The 22,601-nt window shown below is 34.8% G+C and carries 21 protein-coding genes; 8 read left to right on the top strand and 13 right to left on the bottom strand.

What is annotated here, in order from left to right; genetic code table 11:
- Positions 1-4: 4 nt before the first annotated feature.
- Positions 5-1,186 carry an ankyrin repeat domain-containing protein gene (locus K8B81_RS16865; protein WP_223682722.1) on the bottom strand — a complete coding sequence of 394 codons (1,182 nt, stop codon included), beginning with the start codon at positions 1,184-1,186 and terminating at the stop codon, positions 5-7.
- Positions 1,187-1,547: 361 nt separating this feature from the next.
- Here K8B81_RS16865 and K8B81_RS16870 point away from each other — a divergent pair, with 361 nt between their 5' ends.
- The 7 genes from K8B81_RS16870 (at position 1,548) to K8B81_RS16900 (ending at position 10,242) form a co-directional block, all read left to right on the top strand.
- A complete protein-coding gene (locus K8B81_RS16870; RefSeq protein WP_223682723.1) occupies positions 1,548-2,930 on the top strand; it encodes a PSP1 domain-containing protein in 1,383 nt (460 codons plus the stop codon).
- Positions 2,914-3,399, top strand: a complete 486-nt coding sequence (locus K8B81_RS16875) for a gliding motility lipoprotein GldH (protein WP_223682724.1) — start codon at positions 2,914-2,916, stop codon at positions 3,397-3,399. Before K8B81_RS16870 ends, K8B81_RS16875 begins: the two co-directional genes overlap by 17 nt.
- Positions 3,400-3,401: 2 nt before the next feature.
- Positions 3,402-5,711, top strand: a complete 2,310-nt coding sequence (locus K8B81_RS16880; RefSeq protein WP_223682725.1) for a penicillin-binding protein 1A — start codon at positions 3,402-3,404, stop codon at positions 5,709-5,711.
- 169 nt (positions 5,712-5,880) lie between these two features.
- Complete coding sequence (locus K8B81_RS16885; RefSeq protein ID WP_223682726.1) at positions 5,881-6,582, top strand: CoA transferase subunit A; 702 nt, start codon at positions 5,881-5,883, stop codon at positions 6,580-6,582.
- 182 nt (positions 6,583-6,764) lie between these two features.
- On the top strand, positions 6,765-7,421 hold the full coding sequence (locus tag K8B81_RS16890; protein ID WP_223682727.1) for a CoA transferase subunit B: 657 nt from the start codon (positions 6,765-6,767) through the stop codon (positions 7,419-7,421).
- Between the two features lie 110 nt (positions 7,422-7,531).
- Positions 7,532-8,635 (top strand): AccI family restriction endonuclease, encoded by a 1,104-nt coding sequence (locus tag K8B81_RS16895; RefSeq protein ID WP_223682728.1) that lies wholly within the window; start codon positions 7,532-7,534, stop codon positions 8,633-8,635.
- Positions 8,635-10,242, top strand: coding sequence for an HsdM family class I SAM-dependent methyltransferase (locus K8B81_RS16900; RefSeq protein WP_223682729.1), 1,608 nt, complete (start codon positions 8,635-8,637; stop codon positions 10,240-10,242). Before K8B81_RS16895 ends, K8B81_RS16900 begins: the two co-directional genes overlap by 1 nt.
- Before the next feature lie 320 nt (positions 10,243-10,562).
- Here the strand turns inward: K8B81_RS16900 and K8B81_RS16905 are convergent, their stop codons facing one another.
- The 12 genes from K8B81_RS16905 to K8B81_RS16960 form a co-directional block, all read right to left on the bottom strand.
- Positions 10,563-11,303, bottom strand: coding sequence for an SDR family NAD(P)-dependent oxidoreductase (locus K8B81_RS16905; protein WP_223682730.1), 741 nt, complete (start codon positions 11,301-11,303; stop codon positions 10,563-10,565).
- 69 nt (positions 11,304-11,372) lie between these two features.
- A complete protein-coding gene (locus K8B81_RS16910; RefSeq protein WP_223682731.1) occupies positions 11,373-11,939 on the bottom strand; it encodes a Crp/Fnr family transcriptional regulator in 567 nt (188 codons plus the stop codon).
- Positions 11,940-12,144: 205 nt separating this feature from the next.
- On the bottom strand, positions 12,145-13,749 hold the full coding sequence (locus tag K8B81_RS16915) for a fumarate hydratase (RefSeq protein ID WP_223682732.1): 1,605 nt from the start codon (positions 13,747-13,749) through the stop codon (positions 12,145-12,147).
- Between the two features lie 657 nt (positions 13,750-14,406).
- Entirely contained in the window at positions 14,407-14,868 is a 462-nt protein-coding gene (gene tnpA / locus K8B81_RS16920) for an IS200/IS605 family transposase (RefSeq protein WP_223682733.1), read from the bottom strand.
- Positions 14,869-15,245: 377 nt separating this feature from the next.
- Positions 15,246-16,685, bottom strand: a complete 1,440-nt coding sequence (locus K8B81_RS16925) for a nucleoside recognition domain-containing protein (RefSeq protein WP_223682734.1) — start codon at positions 16,683-16,685, stop codon at positions 15,246-15,248.
- Between the two features lie 100 nt (positions 16,686-16,785).
- Positions 16,786-17,862: a winged helix DNA-binding domain-containing protein gene (locus K8B81_RS16930; RefSeq protein WP_223682735.1), complete on the bottom strand. Its 1,077-nt coding sequence runs from the start codon at positions 17,860-17,862 to the stop codon at positions 16,786-16,788.
- A 106-nt stretch (positions 17,863-17,968) separates the two neighbouring features.
- Entirely contained in the window at positions 17,969-18,682 is a 714-nt protein-coding gene (locus K8B81_RS16935) for a 3'-5' exonuclease (RefSeq protein ID WP_223682736.1), read from the bottom strand.
- Positions 18,683-18,768: 86 nt separating this feature from the next.
- Positions 18,769-18,993, bottom strand: a complete 225-nt coding sequence (locus K8B81_RS16940; protein ID WP_223682737.1) for a hypothetical protein — start codon at positions 18,991-18,993, stop codon at positions 18,769-18,771.
- Positions 18,994-19,015: 22 nt separating this feature from the next.
- Positions 19,016-19,492 (bottom strand): methylated-DNA--[protein]-cysteine S-methyltransferase, encoded by a 477-nt coding sequence (locus K8B81_RS16945; protein ID WP_223682738.1) that lies wholly within the window; start codon positions 19,490-19,492, stop codon positions 19,016-19,018.
- Positions 19,493-19,680: 188 nt separating this feature from the next.
- On the bottom strand, positions 19,681-20,496 hold the full coding sequence (locus K8B81_RS16950; protein WP_223682739.1) for an NAD(P)H-binding protein: 816 nt from the start codon (positions 20,494-20,496) through the stop codon (positions 19,681-19,683).
- A gap of 191 nt (positions 20,497-20,687) precedes the next feature.
- The gene (locus K8B81_RS16955; RefSeq protein WP_223682740.1) at positions 20,688-21,137 is read right to left on the bottom strand and encodes a GNAT family N-acetyltransferase; all 450 of its coding nucleotides are present in this window, start codon (positions 21,135-21,137) and stop codon (positions 20,688-20,690) included.
- On the bottom strand, positions 21,122-22,024 hold the full coding sequence (locus tag K8B81_RS16960) for a LysR family transcriptional regulator (RefSeq protein ID WP_223682741.1): 903 nt from the start codon (positions 22,022-22,024) through the stop codon (positions 21,122-21,124). The genes K8B81_RS16955 and K8B81_RS16960 overlap by 16 nt, the downstream gene beginning before the upstream one ends.
- A gap of 147 nt (positions 22,025-22,171) precedes the next feature.
- Here K8B81_RS16960 and K8B81_RS16965 point away from each other — a divergent pair, with 147 nt between their 5' ends.
- Positions 22,172-22,567, top strand: a complete 396-nt coding sequence (locus K8B81_RS16965) for a rhodanese-like domain-containing protein (protein WP_223682742.1) — start codon at positions 22,172-22,174, stop codon at positions 22,565-22,567.
- Positions 22,568-22,601 lie beyond the last annotated feature (34 nt).

Raw genomic sequence — 22,601 nt, forward strand, 5'->3', positions numbered from 1 at the left:
AAGTTTATTGTTTCATCAAAAGTTCTACCGTTTTAATTTTCAGATTATCTCCTGAAGCAAGCATTAAGGCAGTTTCATCTTTATCATTAGTAATCGAAATATCGGCTCCCTGTTCTAATAGTAATTTTACTTTTCGGTAGGTTTCTTTTGCCATTTCTGCATCATAGTTAACGTTGTAAGCGCAGACCTTGTGCAAAATGGTATTTCCATGATTGTCTTGTTCATTCACATCCAAAGAAACATTTTCTAAAACCGATTTCAGAATGTCTGATTTCTTTTCGACAATAAAATCAATTCCCGATTTGGGCTGCCCGTAATATTGTGCACAAAAGTTCACATCAGCGCCATCAGACAACAATCTCTCTAAAAACCTGATATCACTTTCTGAACCAGAAACAGAACTGATAAAATTAGTCAATAATGTCCGGCCGTCTTTGTTCACAATATTAAAATCAGGTGAAGAAAATGACGCTAAAGCATCGTACATGTCATAAGAAAACTGTTCCGCAACAGCGTAATAAAAGGCAGTGTTGTCCTGATTGTCTGTTTCGTTTGGATCCGCACCATTTTCAAGTAAGAATAGAATCAATTCTTTTTTATTTCTTTTAACCGCAGCTATAAGCGGAGTAGCGCCAACAATGTTTTTTTCGTTAATGTCAACTCCACTTTCAAGAAGCAATTTGATGTATTCTTTTACTTTTTCAGCATCTAATCCATAAGTATTGAGTGTTTTGAAGATTAAATTTTCGCCGGCATTGTTTTTATATTGGGTATTTGTGCCGAAATCATCAATTAAAACTTTAATGATTTTTGGAGAAATACCTTTTTCAAGGAAATATCCCAGCAAAGTCTGATCGCTGATTTCGTCATTCAGATTGTCCATTTTCGACATTAATTCTTTAAAAAAAGAGATTGATTCTTCGTCATCTTTTAAATAAAGGCACAAAGGAGCAAAAATTGATTTGTCAAAACTGTCCAGCTCGTAGATATCAGTTTCGATGATGCGGGCTTTTATTAGTTTTTCTATAAAATTAATTTCTTTGGCTTCAATTATTTTGGCTGCGATTTGAGAAAAATTGTTTTTAAGATATTGTTCATTAAATTTTTCTCCGTTATTTAAAGATTCTCTGGCCTCGTCAAATTTTCCCTGGAAAAGGAAATTTTCAATCTGGTTTTGTGTTTGCATTTGAATATATTTTAAAAAAATTAAAGTTTAGTTTCAACTCAGGTTTTGTTTGTAATTATGGACTTCACAAACGATGCTGTAAGATAAAACATAAAACTCAGAAATATATTTCAGGATAAAAATTAAAAGTTACATTTTAACCGATAAAACATGCAGAATACAATTTTTAAGCAAAAATATCATAAACCCCAAGCTGACCTCACAGCTGGATTATGAAATACGGAAGATAAAAAACGAATGATATTTTATTTAACAACCCTTTAGTTTTAATCCATAAAATGCAAACTAAAAAAAATACTATCTTTACCGATCAAACGTTTATGAACTTAAGTTGCACTTTTGCAACACTACATATATAATTATGGCATGTACAAGTTGTTCAACCTCAGATGGCGGCGCACCAAAAGGTTGTAAAAATAATGGGACTTGCGGCACCGACAGCTGCAATAAATTAACGGTTTTTGACTGGCTTTCGAACATGAGTCCGTCTAATGGAGAAGCAATTTTTGATTGTGTTGAGGTTCGTTTTAAAAACGGCCGTAAGGAATTTTTTAGAAATACAGAGAAATTAACTTTAAGTATTGGTGATATTGTAGCAACTGTAGCATCACCAGGGCATGATATTGGAATAGTTACATTGACAGGCGAATTGGTAAAAATTCAAATGAAGAAAAAAGGAGTAAATCCGGACAGTAACGAAGTACCTAAAATTTACAGAAAAGCATCTCAAAAAGATATCGATATCTGGTCTGTAGCACGTGATCGTGAAGAACCAATGAAAGTTCGTGCACGTGAACTGGCAATTCAGCATAAACTGGAAATGAAAATTTCGGATATTGAATTTCAGGGAGACGGATCAAAAGCAACATTTTACTACACCGCAAATGATCGTGTCGATTTCAGAATGCTGATTAAGGATTTTGCTAAAGAATTCAGTACAAGAGTCGAAATGAAACAAGTTGGTTTCCGTCAGGAAGCAGCTCGTTTAGGCGGAATTGGCTCTTGCGGAAGAGAACTTTGCTGTTCGACCTGGTTAACAGATTTTAGAAGTGTCAATACATCGGCGGCTCGTTACCAGCAGTTATCATTGAATCCGCAAAAATTAGCAGGACAATGCGGGAAACTAAAATGCTGTCTAAACTATGAGTTAGATACTTACATGGACGCATTAAAAGATTTTCCGGATTATGATACTAAACTGATTACGGAAAAAGGTGATGCAGTTTGCCAGAAACAGGATATTTTTAAAGGATTAATGTGGTTTGCTTATACTAATAATTTTGCAAACTGGCATGTTTTGAAAATAGATCAGGTAAAAGAAATCATTGCCGAAAACAAACAAAAAAACAAGGTTTCTTCTTTGGAAGATTTCGCTATAGAAGTAACTTTAGAACCTGAAAAAGACTTCAATAATGCAATGGGTCAGGAAAGTTTAACCCGTTTTGACCAGCCTAAAAAGAAGAAAAAGCCAAACCGCAAACGTAAACCAAATGCTGAAGCGGCTACTGTTGGTGCTCCGCAGAAACCACTACAGGAAAAAAATACCAATAACGCGAAACCTGCCGGAAATAATAATGCGAACAATGGTAACAATTTGATTAAACCAAACAACCCAAATAAGCAAAATCATAAGAAAAAGCATAATTCGAATAAAAACAACGCGAATAAGCCTAGTTCAAATGAGAATAAACCAGCTGAACCAAGAAAACCTATAATTATTACTAAAAATGAGAATAAAAAATAGCGGAATTCTTTTTTTGGCAGCTATACTTCTTTTTTCATGTGATAAAAAAAGAGTATTTGATGAGTACAAATCCGTTGGAAGTGCCTGGCACAAAGACAGTATTGTAACCTTCGATCTGCCGGTTTTAGACTCCACAAAAAGATACGATTTATTTGTAAATGTGCGCGACAACAACAATTATCCTTTCAGTAATTTGTTTTTAATTGTAGCTATCGAAATGCCAAACGGATTTACGAAAGTTGATACATTAGAATATCAAATGGCAAATCCTGACGGAACACTTTTAGGAAATGGTTTTTCGGATATTAAAGAAAGCAAACTGTATTTAAGAGAAAATGTTAAGTTTAGGGGCAAATACAAAGTGCACATCAAACAAGCCGTAAGACAATCAGGAAAAATTCCGGGAGTTCAGGAATTAGAAGGTATTACAGATGTAGGTTTTAGAATAGAACAAAAAGATCAGAAATAGTTATGGCTGCTAAAAAAAACAATCAAACAAACAGTACAAAGGATATTAAATACTATCAAAAAAAATTCTGGAGAATCTTTGCTTATGGATTATTAGGTGTTTTGGCCTTTTTTCTATTTGCGTCATGGGGACTTTTTGGTTCGATGCCTTCTTTTGAAGATTTAGAAAATCCGGATTCTAATCTGGCTACTGAAATCATTTCTTCAGATGGAGTGGTAATTGGTAAGTACTTTAAAACCAATAGATCTCAGCTTAAATATTCAGATTTGCCAAAAAATCTGGTAGATGCTTTGGTAGCTACCGAAGATGCCCGTTTTTATGAGCATTCAGGTATTGATGGCCGTGGAACTTTGCGTGCTGCTTTTTCTCTGGGGACCAATGGAGGAGCCAGTACCATTACGCAACAATTAGCAAAACAGTTATTTCATCGCGGAGGATCCAGTTTTCTGCCTTTTCGAATAGTACAAAAAATAAAAGAATGGATTATTGCTATCCGTCTCGAAAGACAATATACCAAAAATGAAATTTTGGCGATGTACTGTAATGTATATGATTTTGGAAACTACGCAGTTGGGGTAAGTTCAGCGGCTCAAACCTATTTTTCTAAAGATCCTAAGGACTTAACTATAGACGAATCAGCAATTTTAGTTGGAATGTTTAATAATTCCTCTCTTTACAATCCGTTGCGAAATCCTGAAGGAGTTAAAAACCGTCGTGATGTGGTATTGGGCCAAATGGTGAAAGCCAAAATGATTACGGAGGCTCAAAAAGAAAAATATAAGGCATTACCAATAGCTTTGAAATTTAAATTAGAAAGCCACCGTGAGGGTATGGCAACTTATTTTAGGGAATATCTTCGTGATTACATGAAAAAGTGGATGGCAGACAACAAAAAACCAGATGGATCTGATTATGATATTTATAAAGATGGTTTAAAAATCTACACCACTATAGATTCAAGAATGCAGGCCCATGCCGAAGAGGCGGTTGCAGAGCACATGAAAAATTTGCAACAGCAGTTTTTTATTGAAATGAAGACCAATAAAAATGCCCCTTTCGTAAATATTACAAAAGCTGAAACCGACAGAATCATGATGCAGGCTATGAAGAATTCTGTTCGTTGGGCTCAAATGAAGGAAATGGATAAGAGTGAAGATGATATTATTGCATCTTTCAAGGTAAAAACAAAAATGAGAGTCTTTACCTGGAAAGGAGAGCGCGATACTACCATGACACCATTGGATTCTATTCGTTATTACAAACACTTTTTGCAGTCGGGCTTAATGGCGATGGAACCGCAAACAGGTGCAATTAAAGCATGGGTTGGCGGAATCAATTATAAATATTTCCAATACGATCACGTAGGGCAGGGAGCAAGACAGGTAGGATCTACTTTTAAACCGTTTGTTTATGCGACAGCTATTGAGCAATTGAATATGTCCCCTTGTGATTCCATTTTAGACGGACCGTTTATGATTCGTAAAGGGCGTCATCATGTTACAGAAGACTGGGAGCCAAGAAACTCTGATTACAGATATCGCGGAATGGTTACTTTAAAACAAGCTTTAGCAGCTTCAATCAATACCGTTTCTGCAAAATTAATTGACAGAACAAGTCCGGAAGCTGTTGTAGAACTTACACGAAAATTAGGTGTTAAAACTGAAATTCCGGTCCAGCCTTCCATCGCATTAGGAGCTGTTGATATTACTGTTGAAGATATGGTTGCCGCATACAGTACATTCGCAAATCAGGGTGTGTATGTAAAACCTCAGTTTTTAAGCCGTATTGAAAATAAAAGCGGGGAGGTTATTTATGAACCAATTCCAGAATCGCATGACGTTTTAAATAAAGATATAGCGTTTGCTGTAATCAAGTTGCTTCAGGGAGTTACAGAAACCGGTTCGGGTGCACGTTTGCGTACGCAGGGCGGAGGTAACGGAGACAATCGCTGGACAGGTTATCCATATATGTTTACAAATCCTATTGCGGGTAAAACCGGTACAACACAAAATCAGTCTGATGGATGGTTTATGGGAATGGTTCCAAATCTGGTTACCGGAGTGTGGGTAGGCTGTGAGGACCGTTCAGCCCGTTTCAAAAGTTTAACTTATGGTCAGGGAGCTACAGCTGCATTGCCGGTTTGGGCTTACTTTATGAAAAAATGTTATGCCGATCCGGCACTTCAGGTTTCAAAAGCAGAATTTGAACGTCCGGCGAATCTTTCCATTAAAGTAGATTGCTATACCAGACCCGCTGCTGTAGTAAAAGACTCGACTCAGACAGAACAAAATACAGATGAGTTCGAACTATAGTTTTAGCTTTTTTAAAATATAAAAAATATCCTTTTGTTGATATCTTAAATCAGATAAATACAAAAGGATATTTTTTTGATGGATGTAGATTTATTTTTACGAAATCGTTATAATTTAATCTAAAAATCTTATTTTTATCAAAACTACTCAGTAATAAAGACAGTTTGTTATGATTACAAAAAAAGTAAACAATGTCCAGGAAGCTATAACAGGTATCGAATCCGGAATGACCATCATGTTTGGCGGATTTGGTCTTTGCGGAATTCCTGAAAATACCATTGCAGCCTTAGTTAAAACCCAGATTTCAGATTTAACCTGTATTTCCAATAATGCAGGTGTTGACGATTTTGGTTTAGGATTGCTTCTTCAGAAGAAACAAATCAAAAAGATGATTTCCTCTTATGTGGGTGAAAATGCGGAGTTCGAACGTCAGATGCTTTCTGGTGAATTAGAAGTTGAGCTCACACCTCAGGGAACTTTAGCAGAAAGATGCCGTGCCGCTCAGGCTGGAATTCCCGCTTTTTTTACACCTGCAGGTTACGGTACCGAAGTTGCAGAAGGAAAAGAAGTACGTGAATTCAACGGAAAAATGCACATTATGGAAGAAGCTTTCAAAGCCGATTTTGCCATTGTAAAAGCATGGAAAGGAGATGAAGCCGGAAACCTGATTTTCAAAGGAACAGCCAGAAATTTTAACGCCTGTATGGCCGGTGCAGCAAAAATTACGATTGCTGAGGTAGAAGAATTAGTTCCTGTTGGAACTCTGGATCCGAATCAAATTCATATACCGGGCATAATGGTACAGCGTATTTTTCAGGGCGAAAAGTTTGAGAAGAGAATTGAGCAACGTACTGTTCGCCTAAAGAATTAGATAATGAGATAATTTGTCAATTAGATAATTCTTTATGTGTGTTTTAAATTATCTAATTATCAAATTGGCAGATTTAGAAATTGAGATGATGGGACAATTAGATAATTAACCAGATTGTGGAGAACATTATCTAATTATCAAATTGGCTAATTGGCACATTTAGAAATTGACACATTAAAATTATGGGACTTAGTAAAGAAGATATAGCAAAACGAATTGCAAAGGAAGTTAAAGACCGTTATTTTGTCAATCTGGGTATCGGGATTCCGACATTGGTAGCGAATTACGTGCGTGAGGATATTTCGGTAGAGTTTCAAAGTGAAAACGGAGTTTTGGGTATGGGGCCTTTCCCTTTTGCCGGAGAAGAAGATGCCGATATTATCAATGCAGGAAAGCAAACCATTACGACGCTTCCGGGAGCGAGTTTCTTTGATTCGGCTTTTAGTTTCGGAATGATCCGAAGCCAGAAAGTGGATCTGACAATTTTGGGTGCAATGGAGGTTTCTGAAAATGGTGACATTGCCAACTGGAAAATTCCGGGCAAAATGGTAAAAGGAATGGGAGGTGCTATGGATTTGGTGGCTTCCGCCGAAAATATCATCGTTGCCATGATGCATGTTAACAAAGCAGGAGAATCAAAAATTCTAAAAAAATGTACTTTACCATTAACGGGCGTAGGCTGCGTTAAAAAGGTCGTAACTGAGCTTGCTGTTCTCGAAGTAACAGAAAAAGGTTTTAAGCTCTTAGAACGTGCGCCAGGAGTTTCTGTCGAGAACATCATCACTTCAACCGAAGCTGATTTGATAATTGAGGGGGAAATTCCGGAAATGGTATTTTAAATAAATGCTAAAATGAACTTAGCTAAATATTGGATTAAAAGCCAAAATGCAGATAAATTAGTTTGTCAAAAAAATACCTTAAATTTGACGATTAATATTTAAGAAGAATAATGAGTTATTACGATAGAATTACAGAATTAACGAGAAATATTCCTACTACTCTAGTAGATTTTGCTTTACCTCGAAAGCAAGCAAATTCTCCTACTCAAGCAACATCTAATTTTATTACAAACAAAGAACAGGGTGATTGGGCTGAAGATTTAATTACTAGGGCAATTAATGAAAATTCAAAGAACTTTATTGCAGTTAAATATGGTAAATCAGATGATTTGGTTGCAGGTGAATTAGGTTTTGATAAATTCTATAAAGAATTCCAAATAGAATTGGATACTATCGGTAAGCGACCAGACTTATTGATATTTAAAAAGGAAGATTTTGATGATTCATTAGGATTAAATATTAGCCAACTGCCACACGCTGAAATAACTGAATATGTAAAAAAAGCAATTGCTGGAATTGAAGTTAGGTCAAGTGCTTTTTTAATTGACCAATACGAATTAGCAATGCAAGCCAGGACAGAAAGATTTGCACAAATTGCACTAAATACAAAAGAATTAATCCTTTCTGAATATATTGACATATTAGAAAATCATCCAGTTCGCAGTACATATATTCCAATTTTAAATAGCATTACTCCTACAACTTTAAACGCAATAGATTTTAGAGTTCCAAGCTGGAGTTCAAATGAGCGATTAATGGAGGTTAAAGCGCTTTTTTCAAAATTGAAAGTTGCATTGAAAGAAATTCAGAAAAGAGATTATCTTTCTATAACTCCAAAGGTAGAGGATATTAAAGTTGTTTATAAATGGATTGAAACATTTCATGTACCTCATTTTTATTTTCAAGTTTTTTTCGATAAAGCATATGGCATTTCATTTGAACAAATTTTAGAAATCATTTCAAATAGTGATAATGAAGGAACCATATTTTCTGTCGAAAAAGATACAGGAAATCAAAATAAAACAACTATTAAAATTAAATCTAAATCAGGAATTCCGATCGCATCAAAAGTTGATGAACCATTACATCAGAGTGTTAGAAAGGAAATGGATAGAGGTCGTCTTTTATTTTATGTAACTTTTAAAGGGGGAACCGCTTATCTTGATATTGATAATTTAAGAGAAATTTTAGGAATTGAAGAAATAGAATTTTAATGGTTGATACACAACAAAATATTATCAGTAATGCAATTGAAGGCGATTATTCTAAATCAGTTTCATTAAAGCATCGTAAAAAATTTGCTCAATTTTTTACGCCATTTCCTGTTGCAAATTTGATGGCAAAATGGATTCTTGGAAATGATAATTTAAAAACGGTTTTGGATCCAGCTTTTGGTTTAGGCGTATTTGCAAGAGCCTTATTGAGTCAAAATAAAAATATTAAAATTAAAGGGTTTGATATTGACGAACATATTTTTTACCAAGCTTTAAATTTATTTGAAGATTATAAAAATGTTTCAATTCATTTACAGGATTATATGTTTAATGATTGGAATAGTAAATACGATGGAATTATATGCAATCCTCCTTATTTCAAGTTTCATGACTATGATAATAAAAATGTATTAAAAGAAATAGAAATAAATTTAAATTGCAAACTAAATGGTTTTACAAATTTATATACATTATTCCTTCTAAAGTCTATTTTTCAATTAAGCGAAAACGGAAGAGCTGCATACATTATTCCTTCGGAATTTCTTAATTCAGATTATGGTAAACTTATTAAGTCATACTTAATAAAAAGTAAAACATTAAGGCATATAATAGTTGTCGATTTTAAAGAAAATGTTTTTGATGATGCTATGACTACTGCATCAATCATTTTGTGTGCAAATGATAAAAAATCTACTCAAGTTTGTTTTAGCAATGTTCAATCAATTAAAGACTTGGGTAAAATCGAAGAACTAATAAATAGTTATCCTGTTTCTAAAAATTCCGAACAGATTTTTAAATTTTCAGATCTTAATCCTGAAATAAAATGGAAAGCTTACTATCAGAAACAAAATTCAATTAAATTCAAAAACCTTGTTCCATTTTCCCTATATGGAAAAGTTGTGCGAGGTATTGCAACTGGCGCAAACGATTATTTCACTTTCAATATTTCAAAAGCAAAAGAACATTCAATTGATGAGAAATATCTACTACCATGTATATGTAAGTCGATAAATTCACAGAAAGCGTTTTTTAATATTTCCGATTATAAAAAATTACGCGATGATGATAAAACAGTTTTTTTATTGAATGCGATCAATTCTAATGATGTCAATGTTTTGAAATACTTAGAAAAAGGGAAAAACGAAGATATTGATAAGAAATTTCTTACTTCAAGAAGAAATCCATGGTTTTCAATAGAGAATCGACCTCCGGCACCCATTTGGGTTTCAGTATTTAACAGAAAAGGTTTAAGATTTATTAGAAATGAAGCAAATATTTCAAATTTGACTACTTTTCACTGTATCTATCCAAAACAAAATTCTCTCTTCCAAAGTACTGATATAGATTTGCTTTTTGCTTATCTATTGACAAATACTGCAAAGCAAATTTTTGCTGACAATAGTCGTGAATATGGAAATGGTTTACAAAAGTTTGAACCAAACGACTTAAACAAGGGAAAAATGTTGGATATAGCAAGTCTCAAAGAAAATACTAAAAAAGAAATTATTGATCTGTATAACCATTATAAAGTGAAAGTTGAAAAAAAACAGGATGGAGAAAACTATTTATGTGATATAGATAAAATCTTAATAAAAAATTTTACATAACAATAATTTTTAACTAGGAAGATAAATTTTACAAATTAGTAATTTATAACAGAAGTCTCGACTTTATAAAATTATAGAGTTTGCCGCCGTTTAAACGTTAAAAAACCAAAGCCTCCCAATCAACGAGCTTTATTGTATCTTTAGATAGTACAAAAATATTATCTTAAGGGATTTCTTCTTTCCTTGCTAGTACTTTGGTTTTCATGAAAACTAACCCTTAGCCCAGATGGAAACGGCATCCTTTTGTGGCGGGGTTCTCCACAAAAGATACAGTGTACAGCTGGAATAGCTTCAAACATTGCGTACATTCCAAATAATAATCAATCAAACCCTCCCGAAACACTTATTTTTTGTCCTGTAATCCACGAAGCATCATCAGAAGCCAGAAAAACAGAAAGTTTCGAGATGTCTTTTGGCTGACCCACTCTTCCAAAAGGAGTATTGGCTACAATGTATTGCTCCATTTCTGTTCCTAAAACCGGATTACCAGCAGTTTCGGTTGGTCCCGGCAAAATAGAATTCACACGAATTTTTTTTGCGCTTAATTCTTTTGATAATGTTCTTGTTATAGAATCTACAGCACTTTTTGTCGCAGAATATAATACCGTCATAGGTGTGGCTTTTATACTGGCAACCGAACTGATATTAACTATGCTTCCGCCATTTTCATTAAAGTATTTCAAAGCTTCCTGAATCGGTAAAATGGTTCCCAGAACATTGCTGTCAAACTGACGGCGAAATTCTTCTACGGTAATCATTTCCAAAGGTTCAAATTTGTACACTCCGGCATTATTAATCAGCGTATCTATTTTTCCGAAAGCTTTGTGGGTTTCTTCAAATAATCTCTGGACATCTGTGCTTTTGGTCACATCGGCCTGAATGGTTATGGCTGTACCTCCGTTTTCAATAATGGCTGCCGATAAAGTTTCAGCGGCATTTTTATCAGATAAATAATTTACGACAACTTTCGCACCTTCCTTTGCCATTTCTAATGCTATTTCAGCACCAATTCCTTTTGATGCTCCTGTAACCACGGTTACCTTGTTTTTTACTTTGCTCATTGTTTTACTATTTTTCTGGAGTAAAAGTAGAGGGTAGCAAAAACAAAAAAGTTGACATAAGGCAAGAAATCAGATTTTTGCCCTGATCCTGCTTAAGGTATGCGGCGTTATGCCCAGAAATAATGCAATCTGATTCTGCGGAACGCGCTGAATTATAGAAGGCTGCCTTAGCAACAATTTGGCATATTTAGTTTCGGCATCATCGATAAGCATTTCGCTTTTTAGCTTAAACTTTTCGATAAAAGCCTTTTCTTTTAAGAGATGAACGATTTTCGAAAAGTTAGTAATTTCTTTTTCAAATAAGTCAAAAGCAGAACTTGTAATAGTAACAACTCTACAATCTGTTACCGCTACAACTGATTCATCAGAAGGTGTTTTATCTGAAAAACTTTCCATTGCAACTGCAAAATGTCCCTCGCTTGTAAAGTACGGAATGTACTCATTTCCTCCAAAATCTACTTTCATCACTTTCAAAACGCCTTCGAGAACAAAACCGATTTTAGTACAGATTTTGCCCTGTTCACAGTATTTTTCTCCTTTTTTCAGGGTTTCTGTAAACAAATGCTGTTTCATAAATGTTTGTTCTTCTTCTGAAATAGGAAGGATGGAGTTGAAAATAGTGATTAACGGATTCATGGTTTAGATAGAAAATGAGTTTTTAAAGGCATAAAAATACCGCAAATTCGCCAATTTTAATCTTTCATATTAGAATATGGAAGATTAAATACTTTTTAGGCTGTAATCTCAAAAAATTATAATATTTTGTGGAAAATATTTGTAAATAAAAAATCCTGTCAGTGAATAGAATTCGTTGACAGGATTTTTTTTTAATTTTTCCGTATTATAAATTTTCAAAGAAATCATTCCCCTTATCATCTGTAATGATAAATGCAGGGAAATCTTTTACAGTGATTTTTCGAACCGCTTCCATTCCTAATTCTTCAAAATCAACTACTTCTACTTTCAGGATATTGTCCTGAGCCAAGATAGCAGCAGGCCCTCCGATAGAACCCAAATAGAATCCACCGTATTTGCTGCAGGCATCCGTCACTTGTTTCGTACGGTTTCCTTTAGCCAGCATGATCATACTTCCGCCATGTTTCTGGAATTCATCAACATACACGTCCATACGTCCTGCAGTTGTTGGTCCAAAACTTCCAGAAGCCATTCCCTCAGGGGTTTTTGCAGGTCCGGCGTAATACACAGGGTGATTTTTAAAGTACTCCGGCATTGGTTTTCCGGCGTCTAATAATTCTTTGATTTTTGCATGTGCGATATCACGAGCCACAATAACAGTTCCGTTCAGTTTTAAACGGGTTTTGATTGGGTATTGGGATAGTTTTGATAAAATATCTGCCATTGGCTGATCTAAATCAATCTCAACCGGAGCTTCTAAATGCGGAGCAGTTTCCGGTAAGAATTGTTTTGGATTCGTTTCTAACTGCTCAAGGAAGATTCCGTCTTTGGTGATTTTTCCTTTGATATTTCGGTCTGCTGAACAGGAAACTCCCAATCCAACCGGGCAGGAAGCTGCGTGACGAGGCAAACGGATTACACGTACATCATGCGTAAAATATTTTCCTCCAAACTGCGCTCCAATTTCACTTTCCTGACAGATTTTCTGAACACGTTCTTCCCACTCTAAATCACGGAACGCCTGACCGGCCATGTTTCCTGAAGTAGGCAGATTGTCAAAATAACCCGCAGATGCTTTTTTAACTGTAGCTAAAGTAGCTTCAGCAGAAGTTCCTCCAATTACCAAAGCCAAATGGTAAGGAGGGCAAGCAGAAGTTCCTAAATCTTTGATTTTTGCACGAATGAAAGCATCAAGAGATTTGTCGTTTAACAATGATTTTGTTTGTTGGTACAAATAGGTTTTGTTGGCAGATCCGCCTCCTTTTGCCATGAATAAAAACTCATAAGAAGCTCCTTTTTTGGCGTAAATATCAATTTGTGCCGGAAGATTTGAACCCGAATTTTTTTCTTCAAACATCGAAATCGGAACAATCTGCGAATATCTTAAATTGCGTTTTTGGTACGTATTGAAAATTCCTTTGCTTAACCATTCAGCATCATCAACTCCGGTAAAGATGCTTTCACCTTTCTTTGCCATAACGATTGCTGTTCCGGTATCCTGGCAGCTTGGTAATTGTCCTTCGGCAGCAACAGATGCATTTTGAAGTAAATTGTAAGCCACAAAACGATCATTGTCTGTCGCTTCCGGATCATCAAGAATGTTTCTTAGTTTTTGTAAATGTGTTGTTCTCAACATGAACGACACATCTGTTAAGGCTTCTTCAGCTAATAATTCTAATCCTTTTGGATCAACAAGAAGAACTTCTTTGTCTCCAAATTTTTCAAGTTGTACAAAATCTGAAGTAATTTTTCGGTATTGTGTTTCGTCTTTTAAAATAGGATAGGGATCCTGGTATATAAAATCAATCATTTCTTTGTTTTTGGCAAAGTTAAAAATTATTTACCTAAGAAAGAATTTGAATTATATACGTTTAGGAACTTTATTGTTGATTATGAAACGCATTGAAATTTATAAAGTTTGGGATTATTTTATATGATCCGTTCCTATGGAACTTAATAAAAGATTCAAATCTGATTTCAACGGATTAAAATCCGTTGCTACAATATGATTTGTTCCTCCGGAACTTTCTAAAATGTTGAAATTTTAAATAATCCAATAAAGATTTTATACAATACAAAAATGAAAGGTGATTTAGTTGCTACAATATGATTCATTCCTAAGGAATTTTTCAAAATTTTAAAGAGCCATCGGCTCGATCAATATTGTAGGGCCGGATTTTAATCCGGTTAAATTATGCAATGTTAATTAAGAACCGTAGGTTCGATTTATATTAAGTTGCTACAATATGATTTGTTCCTCTGGAACTTTCTAAAATGTTGAAATTTTAAATAATCCAATTAGGATTTTATACAATACAAAAATGATAGGTGATTTAGTTGCTACAATATGATTCATTCCTAAGGAATTTTTCAAAATTTTAAAGAGCCATCGGCTCGACCAATATTGTAGGGCCGGATTTTAATCCGGTTAAATTATGTAATGTTAATTAAGAACCGTAGGTTCGATTTATATTAAGCCATTGAAAATATATTTTTCATCAAAAGGGATTTTGAATTTATCCAAAAATTGCAAATATTCTTCTTTGAAAGTTTGTTTTTTATGATGCTCTTTTTGATTTTCAATGTATTTGTATACAGAATCGATTTGAGATTGACTGTATGAAAATGCTCCGTAGCCTTCCTGCCAGGAAAACTTTGTTTTGGTTAATTGATTGTCGTTTATATATTTTGAAGATTTTGCTTTTACAGTTTTCATTAATTCAGAAAGAGAAATGGCTGGTTTGAGTGCAAATAAGCAATGTACATGGTCTTCCACTCCATTTATTATTATCGTTTTACAGCCAGTTTCATTAATCAAATTGCCAATAACACCAAGTAATTTAGATCTCCATTCTTCTTCAATCACTGCATTTCTATATTTTACCGCAAAAACTACCTGAATATAGATTTGATGATATGTGTTTGCCATTTTAATTTTTGACAAAGTAAATCATTCTATAACATTATTTGTAATATTTAACTTTCTTTTTTTTTATCTTGTATGATTCGTTCCTACGGAACTTTATATTGGATTCTTATTATAATCAACGGATTAAAATCCGTTGCTACAATATGATTTGTTCCTCCGGAACTTTCTAAAATGTTGAAATTTTAAATAATCCAATAAGGATTTTATACAATACAAAAATGATAGGTGATTTAGTTGCTACAATATGATTCATTCCAAAGGAATTTTCAAAATTTTAAAGAGCCATCGGCTCGACCAATATTGTAGGACCGGATTTTAATCCCGTTTTAATGAACGCAACAGAAAGAGATCCGTAGGATCGACCCATATTCGAAGATTTAAAAAAACCAGGTCGCCACAAAAATCGCCGTAATCACACAAATTAAATCCACTAAAAGCATCGTACCCAAAGCGTAACGGGTATTTTTAATATTTACCGAACCAAAGTAAACCGCAATTACATAAAACGTACTTTCGGCACTACATTGAAAAATACTGCTCAGTCTTGCTGTTAACGAATCCGCACCAAAAGTATTCATTGAATCAATTAAAAATCCTCTTGATCCTGCAGAGCTGAAAGGGCGCAGCATGGCTACAGGCAGCGCATTGGTAATTTCTTTGCTCACGCCCATATTCGAAAAGATAAATCCGATAGCATCACTGATAATTTCGAACAGACCGCTGTTTCTGAATAACGAAATAGCAACCAGCATTCCCAAAACATAAGGAAAAATAGTAACTCCGGTTTTAACGCCATTGTTTGCTCCTACTACAAAAGTGTCAAAAACAGTCGTTTCGGCTTCTTTGAATTTTTTTTCATGGATAAATGAAAATATCAACGTGAAAGCAATTATCGCAACCAATATTAATCCCGAAAGATTCGAAGTGAAATAGTTTTTTCCAATTAAATCCAAATGGTTCACATACATCAATAATCCAATAATAGCCGCAATTAAAGTCATTAAACCAATAAGAAGCGAAGCACTTTTAAAATTGATTTTTTGTTTCACACCGACAATCAGGAAAGCAGCGATTGTTCCGATAAATGATGTAATAATACAAGGCAGCATCACATCGGCTGGATTACTGGCATTGGCAGCGGCACGATACCCGATAATTGAAGTCGCAATCAAAGTCAAACCCGAAGCGTGAAGACACATAAACATAATTTGTGCATCACTGGCTTTGTCTTTTTCGGGGTTTATTTCCTGTAAACTCTCCATGGCCTTGAGTCCAAATGGTGTTGCAGCCGAATCCAAGCCTAAGAAATTTGCAGCAAAGTTTAAGGTCATATACGATATCGAAGGGTGATTTTTAGGAATACTCGGAAATACTTTTACAAATACCGGACTTAGGACTTTAGCTAAATTTCCGGAAGCTCCTGAAACGATTAGGAGTTCCATTAATCCGCAGAAGAAGGCCAGATAAGCAATCAATGGCAGAATTAAATCAACGAGAGTGCTTTTACAGGTTGGTAATAAACCGTCTGATTTTTGAAGCCCGCTGTAGATTTTTACAGTTTTGTTTTTGTAAACATAAGTCGTGTCAGAATTTAGGGTGTCACGATTGACAATCATGGTCTGCTCCGGAGCGGTTTTAATACTGTCTTTGATGAAAGCGGGAAGTTGCTCAACGTATTTTTCAGAAACCAAAATCGGATCATCTTTCTTTCCATTCAAAACAGAATCAATCGTATAGGTATTCGCAGTAAATAAGCTTACCACAATGAACACAATCGAAGAAATAAAAATCGTTAACCAAAATCTGCTTAATACCATAATTGTAATTTTTTGTAAATGTAATAAATCAATTGTAATGACAATTGCAAAAGTCAATTTCGTGGTTTAAAGCAAATTGATTTAGGTAGTTTTTTGAATTTTATTCAATAAAAATTTTCGTTTCAAGATAATTTTCGAAAGATTTTATTCCTTCGAAAAGAATTTGTTTTTTGCTCATTTCGGTTTTATCGAAAAAGTCGGTTTCAATTTTGACATGATCTTTTTTGATGGTTCTTTTCCAGGTTCCGATGACCTTTCCGTTTTCTACAATTGTCGGTTTAAAAATGCCGTTTTTGGTAAAAGCTCTCGGTTGATGTTCTAATAAAATCGAAGATTCGCGATTTTTATACGAAATTAAATATTCATCAAAAGCGGCAAGAAAATGTACGCTTTCGTGGAAATTATCTGGATTAGGATAGTCTTTTCTGAACCAATATTGCTGATTATCAATAGTAATATTGTTTAATTGCAACGAAATTGCATTAATTGCGGATTTGCAAATTGTTGTAGAAAAACCGCACCAATGTGAAAAATCTGCAACTGTTGCCGGACCCCGGCTTTCAAAATAACGCTGGGCAAGTTTAGCCAAAGCTTCTTCTTTGGTTAATTTGTTTTTTGGTTTAGGAACTCGTTCTTCTAGTAAAGCATACGTCATTTTTTTGCCTTTCATTTTGCCATTGCAGACTACGCCATCCAATTCCGCATACATCATGATCAGAACAGGACTTAATTTATAATCGCCGGAAAAATTTTTAACATTAAGTTCCTGTATGATTTCTTCCCGGGTTAAATGATTGTTTCCGGCCAGTATTTTTTCTATTGCTGAGTTGATCTTGTCAAATTCTTTTTCGTCACAGCCATATTTTTTCGTTTCGGCAAGAATAATGCGTTTCACCTGTGGTCCGGAAACATCGAGCATCCAGTAAATATCTTCGGCAACAACCAAATGCCAGGTTGGCCGTAAAATATGGGTACGGATTATTTTTCCGGAATTAATGGCTTCTTCAATCTCTTTTTCAGTAGCATCACAGCGGGAACCAATCGCCCATTTTGCCATGGCATAATCCTGAGCCTGCATGGCACCTAGATGTCTGACAATTTCTTGCGGTGAAGAAGGACTTGTTTTGTCTAATTTTTGGGAAGCAAGTCTAAGATGTGAAATTTCCTCGTGCGTCATTTGAAACATTTTTTTAAACCATGTAAGTTATGTAAGTTCATTTAAATTTTACTTTTCAAAACCTTAGTAGCTTAGTATCTCAGAACCTTAGTAACTCAAAAATAAACTATATATGAAAAATTTCTTCCTCAATCAATAAATCTTCCCTTCGCAAACGAAGGAAAATCTGTGCTACGGCAATCGTATCTTTTTCGCAATAGGTTACAATTCGGTCAATGTCTTTTTCCACATAATACACATGTGCCACCTGACTTCCGTCGATATCGCCTTTTGGAGAAGGAATGTCAAGAATTTTGGTCAGTAATTTTAAAGAAGTAAAGTGTTTGTAATCACCAAACTTCCATAATTCTAAAGTGTCCAGATGTGGAATTTCCCATGGTTTTTTACCGAATAAATTCAGTTTGTCCGGAATTGCAATTTGGTTGATAATCATTCTGCGTGCGAGAAAAGGAATATCAAATTCTTTGGCATTGTGTCCGCATAAAAGGTGCTGTGGCTGATTGAAGTGATTGTTCAGCAGATTATTAAAATCTTTCAGGATCTTTTTTTCTTCTCCAAAAAAAGAAGTTACCCTAAAATTCCGAATATCTCCCCGAATCGTAAAATATCCAACGGAAATGCAGATTATCTTTCCAAACTCAGCCCAGATTCCGGCACGATCGTAGAATTCTTCAGGAGTAAAATCATCTTTTCGCTGATATTGCGTTTTTAAATCCCAAAGTGACTGCATTTCCGGATCTAGCGAATTGAAGTTTTCTTCTTCAGGAACAGTTTCTATATCAAGAAATAAAATGTTGTTCAGGTTTATTTTTTCAATCATTTTTGGAGACTTCTTAGATATTTAGATTGTTAGACTTTGTTAGATTCTTTTTGCAAATATGCGTAAAATTCTTACTATTATTAAATTTATTTTATGAATTTACAATTAACACCTAGCTTGTCTGCTTCTTCTAAGAAATATTTAGCTGAATTTTCATCAGCAATTTCCAGAATTATTTGAATGTCATCTAAAAGATTGTCTAAATTAGTTTTAGCTTCTTTCAAACCTATTCCTAGTATTTCATTTTGCAATTTTACAAATGAAATTCCTTTTATACCTTCTCTCCAGCTTTCTAAAACTATTTTTGCCATAATGAATGAGTTATAATTGTAACTAAAACAAACTTTGCTGTGCAGAAGGATTTTCATGTTCCAGAAGCCATTTTTTGCGCCAAATTTCACCGGCATAGCCCGTAAGCGAACCGTTCGTGCCAATAACCCGATGGCAGGGAACCACAATCCAAAGCGGATTTTTACCATTTGCAGAGGCCACAGCCCGAATCGCTTTTACATCGCCAAGCTTTTTAGTCTGATCCATATAGCTGACTGTTTTTCCATAGGGAATCTCGAGTAAGGCGTTCCAGACTTTATGTTGAAATTCGGTTCCTTTTGGGTTTAGTTTTAAGTCAAAATCGGTTCTTTTGCCTTCGAAATATTCGTTTAACTGCGAAACAACTTCCTGTAAAACTCCGGGAATAGTTTCTGAGACTTGATTTGTTCCAACATCAGAAACAGAAATTACCGAAATACCGTTACCATCTCCAATGATTTTGGTGATTCCCAGCGGTGAATTGATATAAACTGTTTCCATAATTTTGGTTTTTAACCGCAAAGACACAAAGGGTTTACGCAAAGTTCGCTAAAATTTTTGAACCATATAAGTGATGTAAGTTCATTTAATTTTTTCCTGTTAGCTAACCCAATTGTCATCTGAGCGGAGTCTAAAGCTTATGAAAACAAAAAGGGCTTCGACTCCGCTCAGCCTGAAATAATATGCTTTTAATAATTTTCTAATTGAAATTTATAGTTTAGATTATTTTCAATTTTTGCACTTGAAATAACCTTTTTTACATTTGACTTTTCAGGCCTGAACTTCGGCAAAGTCAGGTTTTGTTCTTTTGCTTTTTGTGTATAATAATCCTTTCTGGTTGGGTGAAATGGCGCAACGGCATTAAAAACATCATTCCATTTTGACTGGTTTATAATTTCTTCGATGATGCTGATGCAGTCCTTTTGATGAATCAGGTTTATGGGAGCATCTGCATTTGCTAAGTTTTCTTTTCCTGACAAAGAAGTAACTGGATGACGGTCCTCACCAATTAATCCGCCGAAACGCAGAATAGTCGTTTCGAAATTTTGATTTTCTTGAAGAAGCTTTTCAGCTAAAACCAATTGTTTTCCGCTTTCAGTATCTGGATTCGGTTTAGTTTCTTCAGTTACAGAATCATTATTATCACCATAAACGGATGTTGAACTCACAAAAAGCACTTTCTTAACCGTCGATTTTTCTATAAAAGGAATCAGGTTTTTGATCTTTTCGACAAAAACTTTCTTTTCAGAATCCGGATTGACAGCTCTCAGTTTTGGTGGAATATCAATAATAAGGACTTCGCTTTCCGCTAAAAAATCATTGATGTTTTCAGAGACACTTTCGCTTTCAAGCGTAACCAAAAACGGATTTATCCTGGCTTCTTTTAAAATCGAAATTTTATTCTCTGAAGTTGTGGATCCATTTACTGAATTTCCTTTTTCAATTAATCTTTTTGCTAAAGGAAGTCCGAGCCAGCCACAGCCTAATATGCTTACTTTTGTCATTTTTTTGAGATTTAATTAATAATCTCGCAAAGTCGCAAAGTTTGTCATTTCGAGGAACGAGAAATCGCAGTAGAAATTCGGCAAAGATTGGCGCTTTACTTTGCGGAATCCCATGTGCGATTTCTCGTTCCTCGAAATGACAAGATTGTGAAAAAACTTTGCGTCTTCGTGTCTTTGCGAAATTAAATTTTTCACAAAGTTAAAGTAAATCTCACTTTGTCTTTTCCTTTTGCACCCATTCGATTGTAAAATTTAATGGCTCTCGTGTTGAATTGCGGTGTTTGCCACTGAATATTGACACATTTATTTTTGATTGCGATTTCTTTTAATTTTTCGATTAAAATTTCGCCAATTCCGAAACTTCGGACTTCTTCTTCGAGAAATAAGCAATCCATGTACAGGAATGTCGAAGCATCCCAGGTTGAAAAATCAAAAGTATAGGATACATAACCAACGATTGTTTGTTTTGCAGCAACAACTAAACAAAACAATTTAGGATTTTCATTAAACAGTTCTTTTTTTAAGCCTTCCTCTTTTCCTTCCGGATCATAATCAGCCTGCTCAAATTCGGCATGTTTTTGACATAAAATGATGAGTTTGGGTAAATCAGCTATTTCACATTTCCTTATTGAATATTCCATTGCAGATTGATTTCGGTTTGCAGAAAATTGATAAAATGATTGAAATAGTCCGGATAATGTTCATTTGCTCTTGTGGCGATAAAGTGTTTTCTCTTTAATCCGTTTTTTCCAACTTTAATGGCTTTGATCGGACTGGATTTCAAGTGAGGCTGAACGGCCCATTTTGCCATTGACATCACACCCATATCGGCTTTTACCATTTCCAGGGAAGCTTCGGTTAAAGGCATTGGCGTTATTTTCTTGGGAGTCACTTTGGCTGGAGCCAAAAGAAACTGATGAATGGTAACGGTTTCCATCGGCAGCGAATGAATAATCAGATGTTCATTAATAAAATCTTCTGCAACAACGTACTTTTTATCTGCCCAGGCATGATTTTCAGAAACGACCATCATCACTTCATCCTGAAAAAGTTCGGTGTATTTTATATTGCTGTCTTTAATCGGATCACTTATAATGGCGATATCAATGGTGTTGTCTAAAAGTTTCTGCAACGGAATATGAGTTGCTTCAATTACTATTTTCAGCTCCACATTCGGATATAAAAGATGAAACTGCTTCAAAACCGATGGGAGCCAGTGATAACTTGAAAAACATTCGGTACTGATTCTGATTTCGCCATGTTCACCATACACCATCTGTTTAATTTGGTTTTCGGTTTCTGTGAGTTTGTTCAGGATTTCGTTGGCGAGATCGTAGATTTTTTCGCCTGCTTTGGTCAAAACCAGTTTTTTATTGGTTCGTAAAAAAATCGCCGTTCCTAATTGATATTCTGCTTCCTTGAGTTGATGACTTAGTGCAGATTGTGTCAGATGAAGTTTGTCGATAGCTTTGGTAATGCTTCCTTCTTCGACAATTGCTTTTATCAGTTTTAAGTGGCGTATTTCCATTTTTAATCATTTGATACACAAAGAAACAAAATTTTAGATTGGCTTTTGTATGAAAAAAAGTAATGAGATTGATGAATTCTTTTCGTTTTTATGAGAATGTAAACCATTCTAATTTTGAAAGAATAAAAAACTTTAAAATACTAAAATATGGAAGCACAAATTAAGCATTACGAAAATAAGCTGGCCTTTGAAATGGATTCGTCAGATTTATTTGAAGCCCTGAACAATGGAGAAAAAATAATTGCAATCGATGCCCGAAGAACTTTAGGATACGATAAAGAACATATTCCGAACGCAATTAATATTCCTCATCGGGATATGAATTTAGAAACCACACAGCATTTGGATAAAGATGTATTATACGTGACCTATTGCGACGGAATTGGCTGCAATGCTTCCACAAAAGGAGCTTTAAAAATGGTCAGACTTGGATTTAAAGTGAAAGAATTAATTGGAGGGCTGGAGTGGTGGAAGCTCGATGGATACGCAACTGAAGGCTCAGAAGGAGTGAAAGGCGGACTGAAGATTGAATGTGCCTGTTAAATATAAAAAGGCAGACTGTTTGATAAGTCTGCCT

Source organism: Flavobacterium hibisci (genome assembly GCF_020026925.1).
Lineage (GTDB): Bacteria > Bacteroidota > Bacteroidia > Flavobacteriales > Flavobacteriaceae > Flavobacterium > Flavobacterium hibisci.